Annotated in this window: 14 protein-coding genes; 6 read left to right on the plus strand and 8 right to left on the minus strand. The window is 70.9% G+C overall.

All coding sequences use genetic code 11. The features are described 5' to 3' along the window. Positions 1-3 precede the first annotated feature (3 nt). Positions 4-927, plus strand: a complete 924-nt coding sequence (locus ACZ3I4_RS05600; RefSeq protein WP_465380664.1) for a LysR family transcriptional regulator — start codon at positions 4-6, stop codon at positions 925-927. Between the two features lie 297 nt (positions 928-1,224). Here the strand turns inward: ACZ3I4_RS05600 and ACZ3I4_RS05605 are convergent, their stop codons facing one another. The 5 genes from ACZ3I4_RS05605 to ACZ3I4_RS05625 all read right to left on the minus strand — a co-directional run bounded on the left by ACZ3I4_RS05605 (position 1,225) and on the right by ACZ3I4_RS05625 (position 7,503). Beyond that, positions 1,225-1,788, minus strand: a complete 564-nt coding sequence (locus ACZ3I4_RS05605; protein ID WP_465380665.1) for a copper resistance CopC family protein — start codon at positions 1,786-1,788, stop codon at positions 1,225-1,227. Next, the gene (locus ACZ3I4_RS05610; RefSeq protein WP_465380666.1) at positions 1,785-2,951 is read right to left on the minus strand and encodes a Dyp-type peroxidase; all 1,167 of its coding nucleotides are present in this window, start codon (positions 2,949-2,951) and stop codon (positions 1,785-1,787) included. Before ACZ3I4_RS05610 ends, ACZ3I4_RS05605 begins: the two co-directional genes overlap by 4 nt. Next, a complete protein-coding gene (locus tag ACZ3I4_RS05615; RefSeq protein WP_465380667.1) occupies positions 2,948-3,529 on the minus strand; it encodes a copper chaperone PCu(A)C in 582 nt (193 codons plus the stop codon). The genes ACZ3I4_RS05610 and ACZ3I4_RS05615 overlap by 4 nt, the downstream gene beginning before the upstream one ends. 863 nt (positions 3,530-4,392) lie before the next feature. Next, positions 4,393-6,354, minus strand: coding sequence for a bifunctional copper resistance protein CopD/cytochrome c oxidase assembly protein (locus ACZ3I4_RS05620; protein WP_465380668.1), 1,962 nt, complete (start codon positions 6,352-6,354; stop codon positions 4,393-4,395). A gap of 39 nt (positions 6,355-6,393) precedes the next feature. Beyond that, positions 6,394-7,503: an epoxide hydrolase family protein gene (locus tag ACZ3I4_RS05625; RefSeq protein WP_465380669.1), complete on the minus strand. Its 1,110-nt coding sequence runs from the start codon at positions 7,501-7,503 to the stop codon at positions 6,394-6,396. Positions 7,504-7,592: 89 nt separating this feature from the next. Between ACZ3I4_RS05625 and ACZ3I4_RS05630 the strand changes: the two genes are divergently transcribed. From ACZ3I4_RS05630 to ACZ3I4_RS05640, 3 genes are all read left to right on the plus strand, one after another. Next, positions 7,593-8,243, plus strand: coding sequence for a CGNR zinc finger domain-containing protein (locus ACZ3I4_RS05630; RefSeq protein ID WP_465380670.1), 651 nt, complete (start codon positions 7,593-7,595; stop codon positions 8,241-8,243). 535 nt (positions 8,244-8,778) lie between these two features. Next, on the plus strand, positions 8,779-9,252 hold the full coding sequence (locus ACZ3I4_RS05635) for a hypothetical protein (protein ID WP_465380671.1): 474 nt from the start codon (positions 8,779-8,781) through the stop codon (positions 9,250-9,252). Between the two features lie 58 nt (positions 9,253-9,310). Next, positions 9,311-11,458, plus strand: coding sequence for a rhamnogalacturonan lyase (locus ACZ3I4_RS05640; protein WP_465380672.1), 2,148 nt, complete (start codon positions 9,311-9,313; stop codon positions 11,456-11,458). On the opposite strand, the gene ACZ3I4_RS05645 is transcribed toward ACZ3I4_RS05640, so the two are convergent. Beyond that, positions 11,425-11,802: an STAS domain-containing protein gene (locus ACZ3I4_RS05645; RefSeq protein ID WP_465380673.1), complete on the minus strand. Its 378-nt coding sequence runs from the start codon at positions 11,800-11,802 to the stop codon at positions 11,425-11,427. The two genes, ACZ3I4_RS05640 and ACZ3I4_RS05645, sit on opposite strands and share 34 nt — an antisense overlap. A 131-nt stretch (positions 11,803-11,933) precedes the next feature. On the opposite strand from ACZ3I4_RS05645, the gene ACZ3I4_RS05650 reads away from it, so the two are divergent. Together ACZ3I4_RS05650 and ACZ3I4_RS05655 are read left to right on the plus strand one after the other, a co-directional pair. Beyond that, entirely contained in the window at positions 11,934-14,636 is a 2,703-nt protein-coding gene (locus tag ACZ3I4_RS05650) for a hypothetical protein (RefSeq protein ID WP_465380674.1), read from the plus strand. Continuing rightward, positions 14,623-15,252, plus strand: coding sequence for an ATP-binding cassette domain-containing protein (locus tag ACZ3I4_RS05655; RefSeq protein WP_465380675.1), 630 nt, complete (start codon positions 14,623-14,625; stop codon positions 15,250-15,252). The genes ACZ3I4_RS05650 and ACZ3I4_RS05655 overlap by 14 nt, the downstream gene beginning before the upstream one ends. Positions 15,253-15,335: 83 nt before the next feature. Here ACZ3I4_RS05655 and ACZ3I4_RS05660 read toward each other — a convergent pair whose 3' ends face one another. Then, positions 15,336-16,850, minus strand: a complete 1,515-nt coding sequence (locus ACZ3I4_RS05660) for a glycosyltransferase family 2 protein (protein WP_465380676.1) — start codon at positions 16,848-16,850, stop codon at positions 15,336-15,338. Then, a complete protein-coding gene (locus ACZ3I4_RS05665; RefSeq protein ID WP_465380677.1) occupies positions 16,847-17,488 on the minus strand; it encodes a hypothetical protein in 642 nt (213 codons plus the stop codon). Before ACZ3I4_RS05665 ends, ACZ3I4_RS05660 begins: the two co-directional genes overlap by 4 nt. Positions 17,489-17,515 lie beyond the last annotated feature (27 nt).

Genomic DNA, 17,515 nt, shown 5'->3' on the forward strand with positions numbered 1-17,515 from the left:
GGCATGAGCCTGGACGTGCATCCGCAGCTGTTGCGCGCCTTGCGGGCGGTTCTCGACACCGGCTCACTGACGGCCGCGTCCGAGCGCCTGGGCTTCACGCAGTCCGCCCTGTCCAAGCAGATCGCCGCATTGGAGACGGCCGCGGGCACCCAGCTGTTCCGCCGGGGCCCGCGCGGAGTCGAGCCGACCGAGGCCGCGACCCGCCTGGCCGTACGAGCGGCGACCGTTCTCGACCAGCTCGACGCGGCCGCACGCGACCTGGCCGCCCTGTCCACCCCGCTGGGCGGCCGGGTCGCTCTGGGCGGTTTCCCGACCACGGCGATGCGCCTGGTTCCCCGTACGATCGCCCGCGTCCGCGCCTCTCATCCGGCCATCGACATCGACTTCCTCGAATCGTCGACGCCCGTGCAGATCCGTCGCCTGCGAGCCGGACGGGTAGATCTGGCCATCCTGGGCGTCGGTCCGGACCTGCCGGCGTGGGATCTGACCGGCATTGAAATCGAAGAGCTGCCGGGTGGTCCCCTGCTGCTCGCCGTGGGCGTCCGGCACCGCCTGGCCCGCGCGGGCAGGGTGCCGGTGGCCGACCTGGCCGGCGAGGACTGGATCGCCGGGCGGGGCGCCCGAGGCGAACCCCAGTTCGGTCCGTGGCCGACTGTGCCGGACCCGCGGGTCGTGGCCGAGCTGAGCGACTGGTCGACCCGGCTGGGGTTCGTGGCGGCGGGCCTGGGCATCACCACGGTTCCCCGGCTGGCCGCCCGGAACCTGCCGCCAGAGGTGACGTGCCTGGAGGTCGACGACCCGCAGATGAGCGGACGCACGATGAATCTGGCCCGGATCGGCGCGCTGCCCGGGCCGGCCGCAGCGGTCCGCGCCGCCCTGGTGCAGGAAGCGCGCGAGATAGCCGGCTACAGCCCGCAGCCGTCCTGAGCGCGCCATTCCCGTCCAGGACAGCTACGTCCGGGCATCCGTGTCCGTCTCGGGAACAGCCACATCCGGGCATCCGTGGCCGTCCCAGGAACAGCCACGTCCGGGCATCCATATCCGTCCCGGGAACAGCCACATCCGGGCATCCATATCTGTCCCGGGAACAGCCACGTCTGGGCATCCGTATCCGTCCGGGGACAGCCCACGTCTGGGCATCCGTACCCGCCCGGGACAGCTACGTCTCGGGATCCGTATCCGTCCGGGACAGCTACGTCTCGGGATCCGTATCCGTCCGGGACGCTACGCCTGGGCATCCGATCGGTTTGGTGGCCGCGCATGGGTCGCCGTTCGGCGCCGCGCCAACAGGGCTCCGGCGGCGATCAGAACGAGGCCCGCCACGCCGGAGCCGATCAGCACGGCGGTCGTGGTGCCGTCCGATTGGGCAGCGGTCACGCTGCTGTCCGGCCGGACAGCGGGTGGCGCGGCCGGGGCGGACGACGACGGGGATGCGCCGACCGTGAAGGCGTACGAGCCCTGCACGGTGTGCCCGTCCTTGGACACGACCCGATAGGCGACCGTGTAAGCGCCGTCGTTCACCGGCGGGTCCACCGTCACCGTGGCCGTCCCGGCGGCGATCACCGGCGTACCGGCCGGAACTCGTCGCCGGGCGGCGTCACTGATCACGATCGTCGTGAACGCCGGGTTGAGCTCCTCGCTGAAACGCAACGTGACCACGGGCGGCGAGGCCGGAAGCGCGGCGCCCGCGGCCGGAACCGACGACAGCAGCTGCGCGTGCGCCCACGCCGGACTCGACGGCGCGAGTACTGCCAGCACGGCGGTCAGAGCGACCAGAACACGTCTCAACCCAGGACCCGTTCGCCGATCCAGCCGCCATCGGAGCAGCCGGGCGGCACCGCGAACACCGCCGAGCCGATCGGGGTGATCCACTCGTTGAGCAGATCCTTTTCGGCCAGGCGCTGCTGGATGGGGATGAACTGCTCGGTCACGGAACGCTGGTACGAGGCGAAGATGAGCCCCGAATCGGGATGCCCGGCCGCGTTCGGGGCGCCGTCGTAGTTGTACGGGCGGCGCAGGATCTTCAGCCGGGGATCGGTCACGCGGGCCCGGGTGACGTGCGAGTAGTCCGGCATCGCGGGCAGTCCGGAGGCGTCCAGCTTCGCGAAGTCCGGCTCGTCGCGCTCCTGCGTACCGCTCAACGGCGCCCCCGACTCGAGACGACGGCCGACCGCGTTCTCCTTGTCGGCCACGGCCAGGATGTCCCACGTCTCCATCTCGGCCCGGATCCGCCGCACGACCAGCGTGGTCGAGCCGTCCGGGTTCCACACCGCCGGTTCGATCTCGGCCCCGCGCGGGTTGGCCGTGCCGTCCAGCTGGCCGAGAACGTTGCGCTGGGTGTGTTCGGGCGCCTGAACCCCCGGGCTGCGCCGGAATCCCTGCTGCACCCAGCGGACCGCCGCGAACGGCCGGGTGTCCTTGATGAGCATCCGTTGCGTGTGGGCGACGGTCAGCGGGTCGTCGGCGCAGATCTGCAGCAGCAGGTCGCCGCCCGACCAGCGCCTTTCGAGCCGGTCGATGCGGAATCTGGGCAGGTCGTCCACCGGCGGCCGGAGACCGGCCGCGCGGTAGAGGCCCGGCCCGAACCCGAACGTCACGGTGAGCCGGGCCGGCAGCACGGCGAGGGTCGCGTCGGTGTCGCCCAGCGCGGGCACACCCGCGGTGAGCCGGGCGACGTCGTCGGTGAGCAGTCGCATCATCCGGGCCAGGGCCCGCCGGTCGGTGCCGGCGGGCAGGGTGAAGGCGACGAACGAGGCGTGCGCGGGCGGATCCTCGGCGACGCCGGCCTGGCGCGGACCGTGAAACGGCACAGTGGCCGTCCCCGTGGTCACCGAGGCCGCGGCCGCGACCGGCTGTTCCCGGCCGGTCGTGGCCACCACCGCGGCGCCCGCGGCCACGCCGAGACCGGCAACCGCCGCTCCCCCGGCCAGCACATGGCGCCGCGTCGTCACGGCGCGGTGCTTCCCATCGGCATGCCCGACCCGTGCGCGCCCGGCTCGTAGCTTTCACCCGCACCCGCGTACGGCTTGGCAATGGCCTTGAACGGAACCGTCGAGCCGTCACTCAGCTTGAGCGTGAACGACACTTCGTCGCCCGGCTCGATCGCCGCGGCCGGCTTCATGAGCATCAGGTGATCGCCGCCCGGCCCAAGCTCGTGCGTGCCCTTGGCCGCGATGACAAACCCGCCCTCCTTGGGCCGCATGACCATCTTGCCGTCCTTCATGGCCATCTCGTGCAGCTCCATCGGCGAGGCCGGCGACTCCACACCGGTGACCGTGATGTCCGCTCCCGTGTCGTTGACCAGCGTCCCGAAAGCCGCCGTCATCGTGCCCGCCGCGGCCGCCTTCACCCACGGATCCTTGATGGTCAGCGCTGCTGCAACCGCCGTAGCCGACGGCGCCACCGTAGGCGTCCCGCCCGAAGCGGCCGGCGTGTCGTCGCCGTTGGCGCATCCGGTCAACCCAAGCGTGGCCAGAGCCGCAACCACGAAAATCCGCCGCCGCGCACCGCCGATGAGAGTGTTTCGCATGATGTCCGTTCCTCGTAGGGGACTGCGATGCTTTGGTCCCGATCGAGGCCCGGGAAGTTCCCGCCGCCACCAAACTTTCTCGCAAACCGCTCGCCCGCAGGCGCTCTCTCAACACCACCCGACAGCCCACCGCCCGTCCGGCCGATCCACACCGACCACCATGATCGAGCCCCCGTACGCCATCTCGGCCGCAACCTCCCGAGCCCGTACGAGGCAGCCGGCGAGCCACGGTCAGCGGCGCTCGCACGCGCCCGAAGCCCGTGCCGAACAAGCCAATGTGCACAACAGGAGCAACACCCGCGCAACACGAGCAACCGACGCGCAACATGAGCAAGGAACGCGCAAGACGAGTTGCCGCTGAGCCCGCGTCAGGCGCAGACCGATCCGGGCGGTGCGGTGCACCACCGGGCCGGTCCCAACATCCCCGACATCTAGGCACTCCGCCAGTATCGCAGGACTAGTTGCTCAATGACCGGCATTAGACCCCGCAACGTATAGCCACCGCACTAGCCAGACGGCGCTTGCGCGAGGCGAGCAACACAGGACACCAGAACGCGCAACGCGAGCAACTCACGAGGCGGACGACGCGCAACGCGAGCAACGCCCCACGCATAGGCCGCGCAACGCGCAACGCGAGCAACGCGCAACGCAGCAACGCGCAACGCGCTACGCAGACGCCGCGCGACGCGAACAAGGCCCAACGCAGACGCCGCGCGACGCGAACACGCGCAACGCAGACGCCGCGCAACGCGCACAACGCGCAACGCACACAACGCGCAACGCGGACTACGCGCAACGCGGACTACGCGCCCGGCGCACATCGCGCGAGGGCGAGCAATGTGGGCGTGCGACAAAGATGCTCGTTATGGGTCCTGGCGTGCGGCGGTGGCGAGGAAAGCGTTGTAGCGGGCCAGCTCGTCCTCCTCTCCGGACGCGTCAGCGCGGTCGGCGGCGCGGTCCAGGCGGGCCTGTTCGCGTTCGTCGGAGCGGATCCACTGGCGTACGAGAATGAGCATCACCACGACCGCGGGTAACTCGCCGAACGCCCAGGCCAGGGATGCGCCCAGATGCTGGTCGTCCAGCAGGGACGCGGCCCATGGCGGGTGGACGGCGGTGTACCAGTTGGAGGCGATGACCGTGGTGGACTGCAGCAGGACGAAACCGAAGAACGCGTGCGCGACCATGGCCAGGAAGTGGACGACTGTGAACACGGCGGGATGCGCGCGGCGGCGGCCGGGGTCGGTGCCGATCAGGACCCAGAACAGCAGGTAGCCGGCCAGCACGAAGTGGACCAGCATGGCGAGGTGGCCCAGGTGGTAGCGCATGAGCGTGCCGAGCAGGCTGCCCATGTAGAGGCCGTACAGGCTGCCCACATAGATGACCAGCGCGACGATCGGATGGCTCAGGAAACGCGCAACGCGGCTGTGCAAAATGAGCAACAGCCACTCGCGGACGCCGCGCACCTGGGGGTCGGCGGGGCGGCGAAATGTGCGCAGGGCGAGCGTGATCGGGGCGCCACCGACGAGCAGGATCGGCACGGCCATCGACAGAATCATGTGCTGCACCATGTGGACGCTGAACAGCACGTACGCGTAGCGCGCGACGCCCAGCCCGGTGGCCGCGCCGAGCAACAGCATGCCGCCCACCCACGATGCGGTCCGGGTGGCCGGCCAGGCATGTCCGGCGCGTCGCAAACGGACAACTCCGGTCAGGTAGGCGGCGATGCCGACGGCCACGACGGTCAGGAAGAACATGTCCGGCAACGGGTTGACCAGCATGTCGCGGGCGGTCGGCGGGCCGGGCATCGCGAAGCCGAGCAGTTCGACCAGCGGATCGGGTTCGGTCACGTCCTCGGGTACAGGGGTGGGGCTGCGGGACAGCGCCACGGCCAGGCCGGTCGCGGCGGCCAGGACGATCAGTTCACCGGCGGCCAGGCGCACGAACGCAAACGTTGTCGAGGCGCGCAGCGTCCGCGTGCGGTGCACGGCCCCGATCGCGCCCACGGCGAGCAGGGCGGCGACCTTGAAGAGGACAATCAGCCCGTACGGGGAACTCCACAACGCCTCCCAAGTGCCCAGCCGGACTCCGGCGTTGACGGCGCCGCTGATCGCCGTGGCCACGAAGCACGCCAGGGCGAGCCGGCTGTAACGCGCGGCCGTCTCGGCGAAACGGCGGTGACGGCGTACGAGGAGAAGGCCCGTCAGACCACCCACCCACAGCGCGGCGGCCAGCACGTGCAGGGCCAGGCTCGTGACCGCGATCTGGTGGTTGCCCGCGCCGGCCGAGTGCCCGGTGAACGCCGGCGGCAGCAGCGCGATCATCGCCAGTCCGGCCGTGAGCGCGGCGGTGCCCCGGGAGAGACCCGCACGGGAGACGACGGCGACGGCCAGCGCGAACCCGATCTGCAGCAGTAGCGCCTGGCCCTGTGAGACGGAAAAGGCAAAGCTCACGACGACCTGCCGGCTCAGACCCGGAACCGGGATGCCGAGGATGTCGGACACGGTGAGCAGCACGAGCGCGGCTGAGGTGAAGGCCCAGGTCAAGGCTAGCCAGGTGACGCGGCGCAGCAGCAACCAGCCGTGCGCGGCGACGCTGCGGCCGTCGCCCGGCAGCAGGAACGCCGCCGTGACGGCCAGCCCGACGGTGAGCACGCCCAGGATCTCGCCGAGCAGGGTGAACGCCGGCAGCGCCCACTCGGTCACCGGCCCCGGGACGGGAAGGCCGGGCAGCGCCTCCGTGTCGACCGCGCCACCGAACACGAGCGCCGCCACCAGCACCGCACCGGCCGCCCCCGCGGCCGAACCCACCACAACCGGAGTCTTCACACCGGGTGGTCGCCCGTCGCCGTCCGGGAGTTCCCGCCGTCACCGCCGCGTGCGGAAGAACACCGTGATGTCGTCGGCGAGCAATTCGGTTTCCTCGTACGCGGCGAAGTGTCCTCCGCGCGGCATGACCGTGTATTGAGCGATGTTGTACGAACGCTCAGCCCAACTGCGCGGTTGCGCACCGGCGATGTCGGCCGGGAACAGCGCCAGCGCGGTCGGCACCTCGACCCGCTTGATCTGCGGAACGAGCTCATGGCGGCGCTCGTAGTACGGCCGGAACGAGGTCGAGATCGAGTCGGTGAACCAGTACAGCGACGCCTGAGTGAGCAGGAAGTCGTCGCCGAACTTGGCCGGATCGTCACTCCACGCCCGATACTTCTCCCCGATCCAGGCGAGCAACCCGGACGGCGAATCGGACAACCCTTGCGCGAGGGTGAGCGGACGGGTCGCCTGCTCGTGCGAATAGCCACCCTCGGCGGACAGCCACTGTCGCTTCGTGTCCAGGTACGTCCGTTCCTCCTCGGTCAGCGACGCCGGATCCCACTCGGGCGGGTCCGCGATGTCGAGCACGTGCATCCCGGCCAGCGCGTCGGGATAGGCCTGCGCGAGCCGGATGACGTCCCCGGCGCCGATGTCCGACCCGTGCACGCCATAGTGTTCGAATCCGAGCGCTTCGCGCATGAGCCGATGCCACAAGTCGTGCGTATGCGCACCACCGAGCTGCGGCCGTTGCGGGGCGACCCCGTAGCCCGGCAGCGACGGCACCACGACGGTGAACGCGTCCGCCGGGTCGCCACCGAAGCGCGACGGCGCCGACAGCCGCTCGGCCAGCCTGATCAGCTCGAGGAACGAACTCGGCCAGCCGTTCGAGAGCAACAGCGGAAGGGCGCCCGCACGCTCAGCCTCGAAGCGCAGGTAGTGAACGGCCTGCCCGTCGATGTCGGCGACCCCGGACGGCAGCGCATTGATGTCCGCCTCGTGCTTGCGCCAGTCGTACGCCGACCCCCAGTACTCGACCAGCCGGCGCAGCTCGTTCCCGTCGAAGCCGGCCTCCCACGCACCGACGGGCCACGGCTTCGCCCAGCGGGTCGCCCGCAGGCGGTTCCGCAGATCGTCGAGCTCGGCATCGGAAACGTTCAACAGCTTCATCGTTCCTCCTTGATCGCTCAACAACACCATCAAAAGCTAATACTGGTGTCGCGACCAAGTCAACACCAGTCAAGCGGTACGATGGTGTCGTGGCTGATCTGGACCTGATCGTGGCGTTCCTCAACACGGTCGACGAACGCACGTTCCGCCGGCACGGAACCGACCACGTCGCCGGCGAACAGCTGACCTCTCCCGAGGCCCTCGCGGACTGGCTGGCAGCCACCCCGGCCCTGCCTGCCACCAACCGATCCACAGCCGGCCCCGATCCTCGACCGGCCGCCGTCAACACGGGCTTCGGCTCTCAACGGGCAACCGGCAGGAACGTCGGCGACGCACCAGGGCCGGCCGACCTCCAGGCCACGATCGCGCTACGTACGGCGTTGCGCTCCGCCCTCGACGGCAAGGTGACTGCACTCGACGGCAACGCGACTGCGCTCCGCGGCGACGCGACGGCGCTCGCCGACTATCCGGTGCATCTCGCGCCCAGCCCGGCTGACGGCGAACTGCGCCTGGTCGCCGCGACCGGCAGGCCATGGCTCGACAAGATCGTGGAGGAGGTGGCGGAAAGCGTGGCCCGCGGCGACTGGAAGCGCGTCAAGCTCTGCAGCGCTCCGGACTGCCGCTGGGCTTTCCACGACACTTCCCGCAACGGCCGCGGTCGCTGGTGCGAGATGGGCGTCTGCGGCAACCGCCACAAGACCCGCGCCTACCGCGAACGCCGCCAGCAGCAGACCGCCTGAACCGGAACTTCTCCGCCACCGGAAACGACTACCAGCGCGTGAACAACGGGGACGCACGTGAGCGACCGCATGCGCGCAAATGAAGACGTACGCGCGCGTCACGACATACGAGCGCGTCACGACATGAACATCCGCAACGACACGCACGCTCGCGAGGCATACGCGCGGGCGACCGCCTACGCGCGAGTCCTGACATACACACCCATGACGACATACCAGCGCATGGCGGCATGCTCGCCCGGGACGGCATACGCGCAAGTTGCGACAAGCACGTCCATGACGACCTACGAGCGTGCGGCGGCCTGTGCGGGAATGACGGGCCTGCGCGCAGGAGTCGGGGACGCCCGTGGGTGACGGGGATGAGCGGGCTACTCGGCAGCACTGTCGCGCACGTGGACGGCACCCGGAGCCTCGATGGGCGCCGGTGGCCGTGCGGCATGTCGAGGGTGGGCTGGCGGTACGGTCTCGCCCTCGGCAGCGTGCCGCGCGCCCCGGCCGGAGGGGCCGGCTTCGCTTTCGCGGGGGCCTGGTCGCCGTGGGGGCGGCTGCGGTGCTGCTGGCGGTGTGCGTGACGGCCCTGCTGGGAACGCCCTCGTGGTCGCCGGTGGCCAGTGAGCCCTGCCCGGCCCGGAGCTCCGACGTGGCTACGAGCGGCGGGCACACCCTTCGCCTGTGGGCCGAGCCCGGCGGCGCGACGCTCATCCACCTGTGCGCGGGCTCGTCGACCGGCCGGGTCCGCGAATGGCGCGTCGCTGCGGCGACCGGGGCCGACGCGCCGGCCGATCCGGCGCCGGGGTTCCGCGATTCGTACGTGATGGTGCAAGCGCCCGGCCCCACAGCGACAGCGAAGACCGCGCTTCCGGTTCTGGCCGTCGGGGATCGGCTGGCGCTGGCCGCCGCCGTTCTCGCGCCGGGGCGGAGGACTTCGCTCACGGTCGAGGCCGTCCCCGAGTCCGGCCCGGCCGTCCGGTTTCACGCCTTTCTCACGGCGCCTTCGATGCATCCTTGACCAGTGACGTCCATCAATGGACACTCGTCAGGCAAGCGCTTTCCTCAGGAGGTTCGCCGTGAAGAGTGTCCTTGCTGCCGCGACCGCTGTCATGTTGCTGGCTGGTCCCGCGGCGGCGAAGCCCGGCGCGGGGCCCCGGCTCGAACGACTCGATCGTGGGCTCGTCGTGGCGGGTACGAGCGAGGGCGCCTTCCTGAGCTGGCGGCTGCTCAAGGGTGAGCGAACGAGCGCGAGTTTTGTCGTTTACCGGGACGGCGAGCGGATCGCCACGGTCACCGACAGCACCAACTACGTCGACCGCAAGGGCGGGCCGGCGTCACGCTACGTGGTGTCGGGCAGCCGGCCCACCGCGACCAGCAGCACGAACTACTTCGACCTGCCGCTGAAGAAGCCGGCCGACGGCGTGACCCCGGCCGGGGAGGCATACACGTATTCGGCCAACGACATGAGCGTGGGGGACGTCGACGGGGACGGTCAGTACGAGTACGTGGTCAAGTGGGATCCGTCGAACTCCAAGGACGTCTCGCAGGTCGGATATACGGGCCCGGTGTTCGTGGACACGTACGAGCTGGACGGCACCCTGCGGCATCGCATCGACCTCGGCGTGAACATCAGGGCCGGGGCGCACTACACGCAGTTCCTGGTCTACGACTTCGACGGGGACGGCCGGGCCGAGATCATGATGAAGACCGCGCCGGGCACGCGCACGCTGCGCGACGGCCGGTCGCGCTACATCACAATGCTCGCGGCCGATCTGAAGGCCGGATACCGCAACACCGACGACTATCGCCTCAGCGCCGCCGGCTACTACGAGCATCTGGTGGCCATGTTGGAAGGCTGGGACACCCACCCCGAAGTCGTGGCCGGACGGTGGCCGGCCACCCCGGAGGAGGCCCTCGGCATCGAACCCCTGGCTGATGCGCGCGCCGTGGCCGACTACTTCATCGACGTGTACGCCCCGGCCCGCAGCCCCCGCAACATGTTGCGCGCGTTCCAGGGCTTCATCGTCGACGGCCCGGAATACCTGACCGTGTTCGAGGGCGCGACCGGCCGGGAGTTGCAGACGATCCGCTACAAGCCGGGCCGCACCGACGACGGCCTGATGTGGGGCGACTACGCCATGCCGCGGATCGAGCCCGCCAACCGCGTCGACCGGTTCCTGGCCGGGGTGGCCTACCTGGACGGGCGGCGTCCGAGCGCGGTGTTCGCACGCGGCTATTACACGCGTTCGACCCTGGTGGCGTACGGGTGGAACGGACGGAAGCTGACCGAGAACTGGTATGTGGACAGTGGCTGGGTGCCGATGACCAACCCGTTCAACGACTCGCCGCACGGGCGGGACGGCACCGATCCGGCCTTCGGGACGCTGACCACGCAGGGCTTCCATTCGCTCAGCGCGGCCGATGTGGACGGCGACGGCCGGCAGGAGATCGTGTACGGCTCGGCCACCATCGACGACGACGGCAGCCTGCTCTACTCCTCGTTCGATGTGCTGCCCGAGGGCAGCGCCGCGCCGGGGCAGCGGGTGCGGCTGGGTCACGGCGACGCCATGCACGTGACCGACATCGATCCCGACCGTCCGGGGCTCGAGATCTTCACCGTGCACGAGAACGGCACGATGGCCCCGTACGGGATGGCCATGCGCGACGCCCGTACGGGAGAGGTGTTGTTCGGCTCCTACTCCGGTCGTGACACCGGCCGGGGCATGATCGGCGATGTGCTGCCCGAGGTGCGCGGCCTCGAGTCGTGGGCGAGCATGCCGGGCGGCTCCGAGGCGCTGGGACTGCACACGGCCCGGGGGGAGGTCCGGCCGGGCCCGATTCCTGGCACCAATCAAAGCATCCGCTGGGCGGCCGACCGGACCACGCAGGTCGTGAACGGCGCGGGTGACGTCACGCCGACGATCGACGACTGGCGGCGCGGCACGCTGCTGACCGCCGACGGCACCCGCGCGAACAACGGCACGAAGGGCAATCCGAGCCTGGTGGCCGACATCTTCGGGGACTGGCGCGAGGAGCTTCTCGTACGCACCACCGACAGTTCGGCCATCCGCGTCTATCTGAGCACTGAGCCGGCAACGTACAAGATGGTCACGCTGATGCACGATCCGCAGTACCGGGCCGAGGTGGCGCGTCAGCAGACCGCCTACAACCAGCCGTCGTACCCGGGCTTCTACCTGGCTTCCGACGCTCCCGGCGCGTCCTGAGTCACGTCGAGCAGCACGAGCAGGCCGGTGATCTCGAGGACCCGGTGCACGTTCGGCCCGGCGTGATCGACCGAGAACGACGCTCCGGCCCGCGCCGCGGCTTCCTGGCAGTCGAGGAGGGCATGGATGCCGCCGGAGTCGAGGAACGTCAGAGCGGACGCGTCGATGCGGACGGACTTGGGGGCGTCGCGATCGATCGCCGTGGTGATCGCGGTGACCAGCGGCCCGGCGTCGTCACGGTCGAGTTCGCCGCCGAGGCTGACGTGCAGCACCCCGTCGGGGCCGGGCTCACTCACCTGAACCGTGACAGCGGTGACCCGGTCGCCGTAATCTTGGTCAAACACGACATCTCCAGTCAATAGCGCGGCTAATCCCTCGCTGCTGAAGGCGTCGCGCAGACTTTACGCCCATTCGGCGTGAATAGCACCGGTGAACCGGGGCACATGCCGGACCCGCCGTGCGGCAGGATGGCCCCATGCTGGTGCGGGCCGCGTTCGGGGCGCTGTTGCGCGCCGGCCTGTGGTCCGTTCTGGTCGTGCTCGCGTTCGTGGTCGCGGGCGTGGCGTGCGCCGCGCCGGCCATGTTCGCCGAGGCCGGGCGCAACGCGGCCTTCCAGGCGGGACGCGACGCGGTGCCCGGCACGGCCCGCCAGGACGACGCCGCCCTGGTCCGGCTGACCGGCTCCCGCTCGCCGCGCAGCGCCGACCAGCAGCGGCTGCTCACCGAGTTGCGCACCATCCCGCATCTGACGGAACCGCGGCTCGACGGCGGCTCGACCGGCAAAGAGCTGGCCTGGTCGCAGCCGTGGTCGTCGACCCTCTCGGCGGGCTCCCGCCGGGCCGGGGCCCGGCTCTACGCGGTCACCGATCCCGCCCGCGAGTTGGTCGTGGCGGCCACCGGCGGTCCCCCGGGCGGTGTCTGGCTGCCCGGGCCGCTGGGCTTCCGCCCGGGCGAGACGGTGACGCTCACCGTCGGCCGCAAGCAGGCCACCACGACCGTCACCGGCCTCTACGTGGTCGTGCCGGGCGGGCGGCGACCGGCGGATGTGCCGGGCAGCCAGTCCTGGGCCCTGCGCGACCGCGACCTGCCGTTCGACCCGGCCACGACCACGCTCAAGGCCAACCTCGTGATCGCCGACGTGCCCACCACCGAGAGCCTCGCCGCGCGGGTCGGCGACCGCATCCTGTGGGCCGCCGAGTCCACGCTGGAACCCGGCGTGACCCTGGCCGAGGCGCGCGAGACCGGCCGCGGCGTCGCCGAGTTGCGCCGCCGGGTGGCGGCGCAGAGTTTCGACGGCGGCCAGGACGCGGTGGAGGGACGGCTGGCCAGCGGCATCGGGACGATCGCCGAGCAGGCCCGGACGGTTTCCGAGACCGTACGGCAGCGGACCCGCCCGACCGAGTGGGCCGCCGTCGCCGTCGCCTTCCTGACCGTGCTCGCGATGGTGCTGCTGTCGGTGCGGCGCCGCCTGACCGAGGTGCGGCACGCGGTCGGATCCGGGATCGTGCCGGTCGGCGTGGGCGGTCTGTGGGTGGCCGAGCACCTGCTGCCCGCCGTGCTGGGTTCGGCCGCCGGCTGGGGTGTGGCCTGGCTGCTCGTGACCCGGGCCGGGCCGCCGGGCGCGGTGACCGGCTCGTCGATGCTGCCCGCGCTGGGCGCGGCCGGGCTGGCCGCCCTGGCCGGGCTGGCCGTCGCGGGCGTGGCGCCGGCGCTGGCCGCGGCCCGATACGTGCGCCCGCTGCCCCCGGCGACTCTGCGGCGGCCGCTGCCGTGGGCCACGCCGGTGCTGATGCTGGCCCTGGTCGCGGCGGCCGGGCTGGCCACTTCGGGCGCTTCCGGCGGAGACGTACGGGAAGTGGATCTGCTCGTGCCTTTGCTCGTGCTGGCCGCCGCCGGGGTGCTGGCCGGGCTGCTGCTGAGCCGGCTCACCGGGTTCCGCCGCTCGGGCACCGGCCCGCTGCGGGGCGTCGGCTGGCTGACCCGGCGCCGCCTGGCCGGCCCGGCGAACGAGCGTCGTCTCGCGGTGGCCGTGATGACCGCCGGGCTGGGCATGCTGTTGTTCGCCTTGTGCGCGCTGACCGCGACCTCCACCACTGCCGCCGACCGGGTGGCCGTGCAGGCCGGCGCCGAGTCGGTGGCCGTCCTCGAGGGCGGCTCGTCCCAGCTCGATCCCGGGGCGGTAAAGGCGCCCGCAGAGCCGAGCCGGGATCCGGTTCCCGGCGTACGCACCCCGCCGCTGCCCGGATACGCCACGGTGGTCTGGCGCTACGACGTGTTCTCCGACCTCGACGGCTCCCAGCGCGACATGCTCGTGGTCGACCCGGTCAAATTCCGCGAGATCGCCCTCTGGGGCCGCGGCGCCGACCTGGCCCGGGCCCGCGACGCGCTCGCGCTGCTCGAGGCCCGGCCCGCCGGCGGCCGGGTGCCCGTCATCGTCGCCGCCGACCCGGCCGCCGACGGGGAGAGCGCCGTCTCGGCCGACACCGGCTCGTGGAAGGGCGCCCTCGACGTCGTGGCCCACGTCGGCGCCTTCCCCGGACTGGACGCCAAACCGATGTACGTGGTCTCCGAGAACGCCTTCTTCCCGCAGCTGGGCTCGGCCGATCCGCGTCTGGCCTCGCGCGACCTCAACACCTCCTCCGGCGGCTTCTTCCGGACGCTGCTGTGGAGCACCCAGGACACCGGCGCGATCACCTCCTCGCTCGGCGTCGAGCCCGAGCGCGTCAAAACGGCGGCCAGCCTGCGCCAGCACGACATCTATGTGGCCGCCGCCCGGGCCCGCGGCTATCAGGTGGCCGTCGCCGCCTACCTCGCGCTGCTGGCCGTGCTCGCCCTCTGCGTGCACGCCCAGCGCACCGCCGCCGCCCGTCGCGCGAGTGACCTGATGCTGATCCGCGTCGGTCTGGGGCGCGGCCGGGCCCTGCGCGCCCGCCTCCTCGAACTGTCCCTGCTCGGCGCGGCCGCCCTGGCCGGCGCGCTCGCCGGGGTCGCCGCCCTGCTCCCGCTGGGCTCCCGCCTGCTCGACGACGAACCCTTCCGGCTCCCGCCGCTCCACTTCGTCCTGACCGTGCCCGCGCTGACCATCACGGCCGCCGTAGCCGTGGCCGCAGTCCTTCTGGCCGCCCTGTCCACCATTAGCCGCTCTGCCGAGGAGGCCTCCTACCGTGACGACGGCTGATCTCGTACGCCTGCATGCCGTGACCCACGTGCGCGGCGCGACCACCGTGCTCAGCGACATCTCGCTGTCGCTGTCCCCCGCCCGGCTCGCCGTGCTGGCCGGCCGCTCCGGCTCGGGCAAGTCCACCCTGCTGCACCTGATCGCCGGCGTCATGTCTCCCACCTCGGGCAGCGTGCTGGTCGACGGCAAGCCCGCGGTCTCCCACCACGAGTGGGACCGGGTGGCGCTGCTCCCCCAGCGGCCGGCCCTCTCCCCCGAGCTGACCGTGGCCGAGAACGCCCACCTTCCGGCCCGGCTGCGCGGCCGGACCCCGCCGGCCGACCTGCTCAGCCGCCTGGGCCTGGACCCCTTGACCAACCGCCCCGCGCACGACACGTCCCTGGGCGAGCAGCAACGCACAGCCATCGCCCGCACCCTGGTCCTGACGCCGGCGGTGGCCCTGCTCGACGAGCCCACCGCCCACCAGGACGACGACCACGTGGCCCTGGTCCTCAACGCCCTGACCACCGCCGTCTCCGAGGGCACGCTGGTGGTGGTGGCCACCCACGACCAGCGCATCATCGACCTGGCCGACGACCTGCTCCCCCTGCACTCCGGCCACCTCACGATGGCCTGATCGCCGGTCCGGGCAAACGGAACCGTCCGGCCGATCGCGGGGATCGGCCGGACGGCAGAGACCGCGCAGCGGCGAAACGTGGGTCAGACGGCGAAGCCGCGGTGGCGGCGGACCAGCTTGCGGAGCATGAAGACGGTCTGGGCGATCGTGGCGATGTAGAGGATCGGCCAGCCCAGCGACAGGATCGCCGACTGGACGCCGACGCTCTGCTGGGTCCAGGCGAAGACCGCGCCGCCCATGATGGCCAGCAGGACGACCAGCGGCATGACGTAGGCGGAGCCCTTGCCCTTTTCGGCGTTGGCCTGGGCGGCCCAGTTGTCCTGGTCGGTCTTGGCCAGGAACTGCGCCCACGCGGAGACGAAGTGGCCCATGCGGACCCACATGTACAGCTCGGCGGGCAGCATGAACGCGGCGTACATGAGGTCGGAGGCGCTCTTGTCCTTCATGGCCAGGGCCAGGCGCAGGTTGAGCAGGATGGCCACGGCCGGCGGGATCAGCCAGATCGGGTTGAAGACGAAGGCGTCGATCGACAGGGCCGCCACGAGCAGCAGCATGAAGCCCAGCCGGGAGGCGATGTTGAAGCCCATCGAGATGTTCTCGAACCAGCGCAGCCGCAGGTTGGGGTGCAGCGGCTGGCCCTTGCTGTCGCCGCGCTGGCCGGGCCAGAACAGGTCGATGGCGCCGAAGTTCCACTTGACCTGCTGGCCGTGCAAGGCGCGCAGGTTCGTCATCGGGCCGACGAACGCGCGGGCGGTCGCGCTGATCTTCGTGCTGTAGCCGGCGTCCTTGATCTGCAGGGACAGCTTGCTGTCCTCGACCTCGGAGTCGCGCACCCACGGCGCCTGCTGGTGGTGGCGCACCATGACCATTTCCAGCGCGCGCACGTTGAACAGGCTGCACTGGCCGCCGAGCACGGCCATGTTGCGTCCGCGCAGCAGGTTGTCCATGTTGAACGCGGCGAACTGCGCGCGCTGGCCGGCGACCAGGAACCGCGCCATCAGACCCTTGTAGCGACTTTTGTCGATGGTGTAGATGGCGCTCAGACCGCCGATGCGCGGGTCGTCGGTCATCTCCAGCTCGAGACGCTCGACGGCGTCGCGGGCCAGCGTGGTGTCGCCGTCGACGCCCAGGATGAAGTCGTAGCCGCGCGACAGGAAGTAGCCGTAGTTGAGCGCGCCGACCTTCTTGTCGGGGTTGACGCCCATGTCGTGCACGTGGATATGCGTGGTGAATTCTTCACCCTTGACCGTACGGGTGTGCTCGCCCTCGAACGTACGGGCGATCTCGGGGGTGTCGTCGTCGGTGTTGTTGATGATGACGTGGATGACGTCGGGCAGCCGGGTCTGAGCGAGCAGGCTCTTGAGGACGTCGGCGATCGTGTCCTGCTCGTTGTAGCAGGGGATGATGCAGCTGATCGTGGCGTGCCGCGGCCCGTTGGCGGCCCGGGCGGCGATCTCGCCCGACACCGTCTCGACGGTCTCCAGGTCGGTCAGTTGCGGGGTGGCCGGCGGCAGAGCCAGCTGGCCGGCCTTCGCGCTGCGGGGCAGCAGAATCTGGCGATCGGAGGCCCGGCGGAATCCAGGCACGGTGTCGGTCACTGAGTGTCACCATTCGTGAGCAGCGGCAGGGTCAGGGTGTCAAGGGCCGTGGAGCGGTAGTAACTGTTCGACTTGGGAGCGGTCTCCACGAGGAGATCCAGCCGGACGGTGAGCGTGAGCGCCTTCGCGCCCGCGGTGACCGCCGGCAACGTCACGACCGTGTTGTAGGGGTACGGCGGGGTGACGTCGAACTTGCCGCTGTCGGTGGCGACCTCGGCCCGATTGGTGCCGTCGTCCTGCGTCACCTGGAACGTGGTGAGCCGGATGCGATGGGTGCTGTCGGCGTCCTCGATGTGGGCGGCGACGTTGATGGTCTTCTGCGACTCGGCGGTGTAGAGCTTCGCGTTGTCGGAGGTCCAGTAGGTCAGCTTCACCGAGAAGGTGCCCTGCTTGAGGCTGTGGGTGACGGTGCCCGTGTCCAGTGCTCCGCTGGCCCGGACGGGGAGCTTGACCGCCTGAGCCGTGGGGGAGGCCGAGGCGGACGGCTTGCTGCTGGTGGCCGAGCCGCCGGGGAGGAGCGGCTTGCTGCTGCTGGTGACCTCCTTGAGGCTTGCGCAGCCGGTCAGACCACCGCAGAGCAAGGCGGCGGCCATGGCGAGGGGGAAGCCGGCTTTGAGGCCGGCGAAGCTACGACTCATTCGGCGTGTCCCGCGGGGTTCGGTTCG

Source organism: Actinoplanes sp. NPDC021490, from assembly GCF_055562135.1.

Coding starts and splice junctions, on each gene's coding strand:
- ACZ3I4_RS05600 (WP_465380664.1), top strand. CDS start 4: ATGAGCCTGGACGTGCATCCGCAGCTGTTGCGCGCCTTGCGGGCGGTT.
- ACZ3I4_RS05615 (WP_465380667.1), bottom strand. CDS start 3,529: ATGCGAAACACTCTCATCGGCGGTGCGCGGCGGCGGATTTTCGTGGTT.
- ACZ3I4_RS05625 (WP_465380669.1), bottom strand. CDS start 7,503: ATGAAGCTGTTGAACGTTTCCGATGCCGAGCTCGACGATCTGCGGAAC.
- ACZ3I4_RS05650 (WP_465380674.1), top strand. CDS start 11,934: ATGCTGGTGCGGGCCGCGTTCGGGGCGCTGTTGCGCGCCGGCCTGTGG.
- ACZ3I4_RS05665 (WP_465380677.1), bottom strand. CDS start 17,488: ATGAGTCGTAGCTTCGCCGGCCTCAAAGCCGGCTTCCCCCTCGCCATG.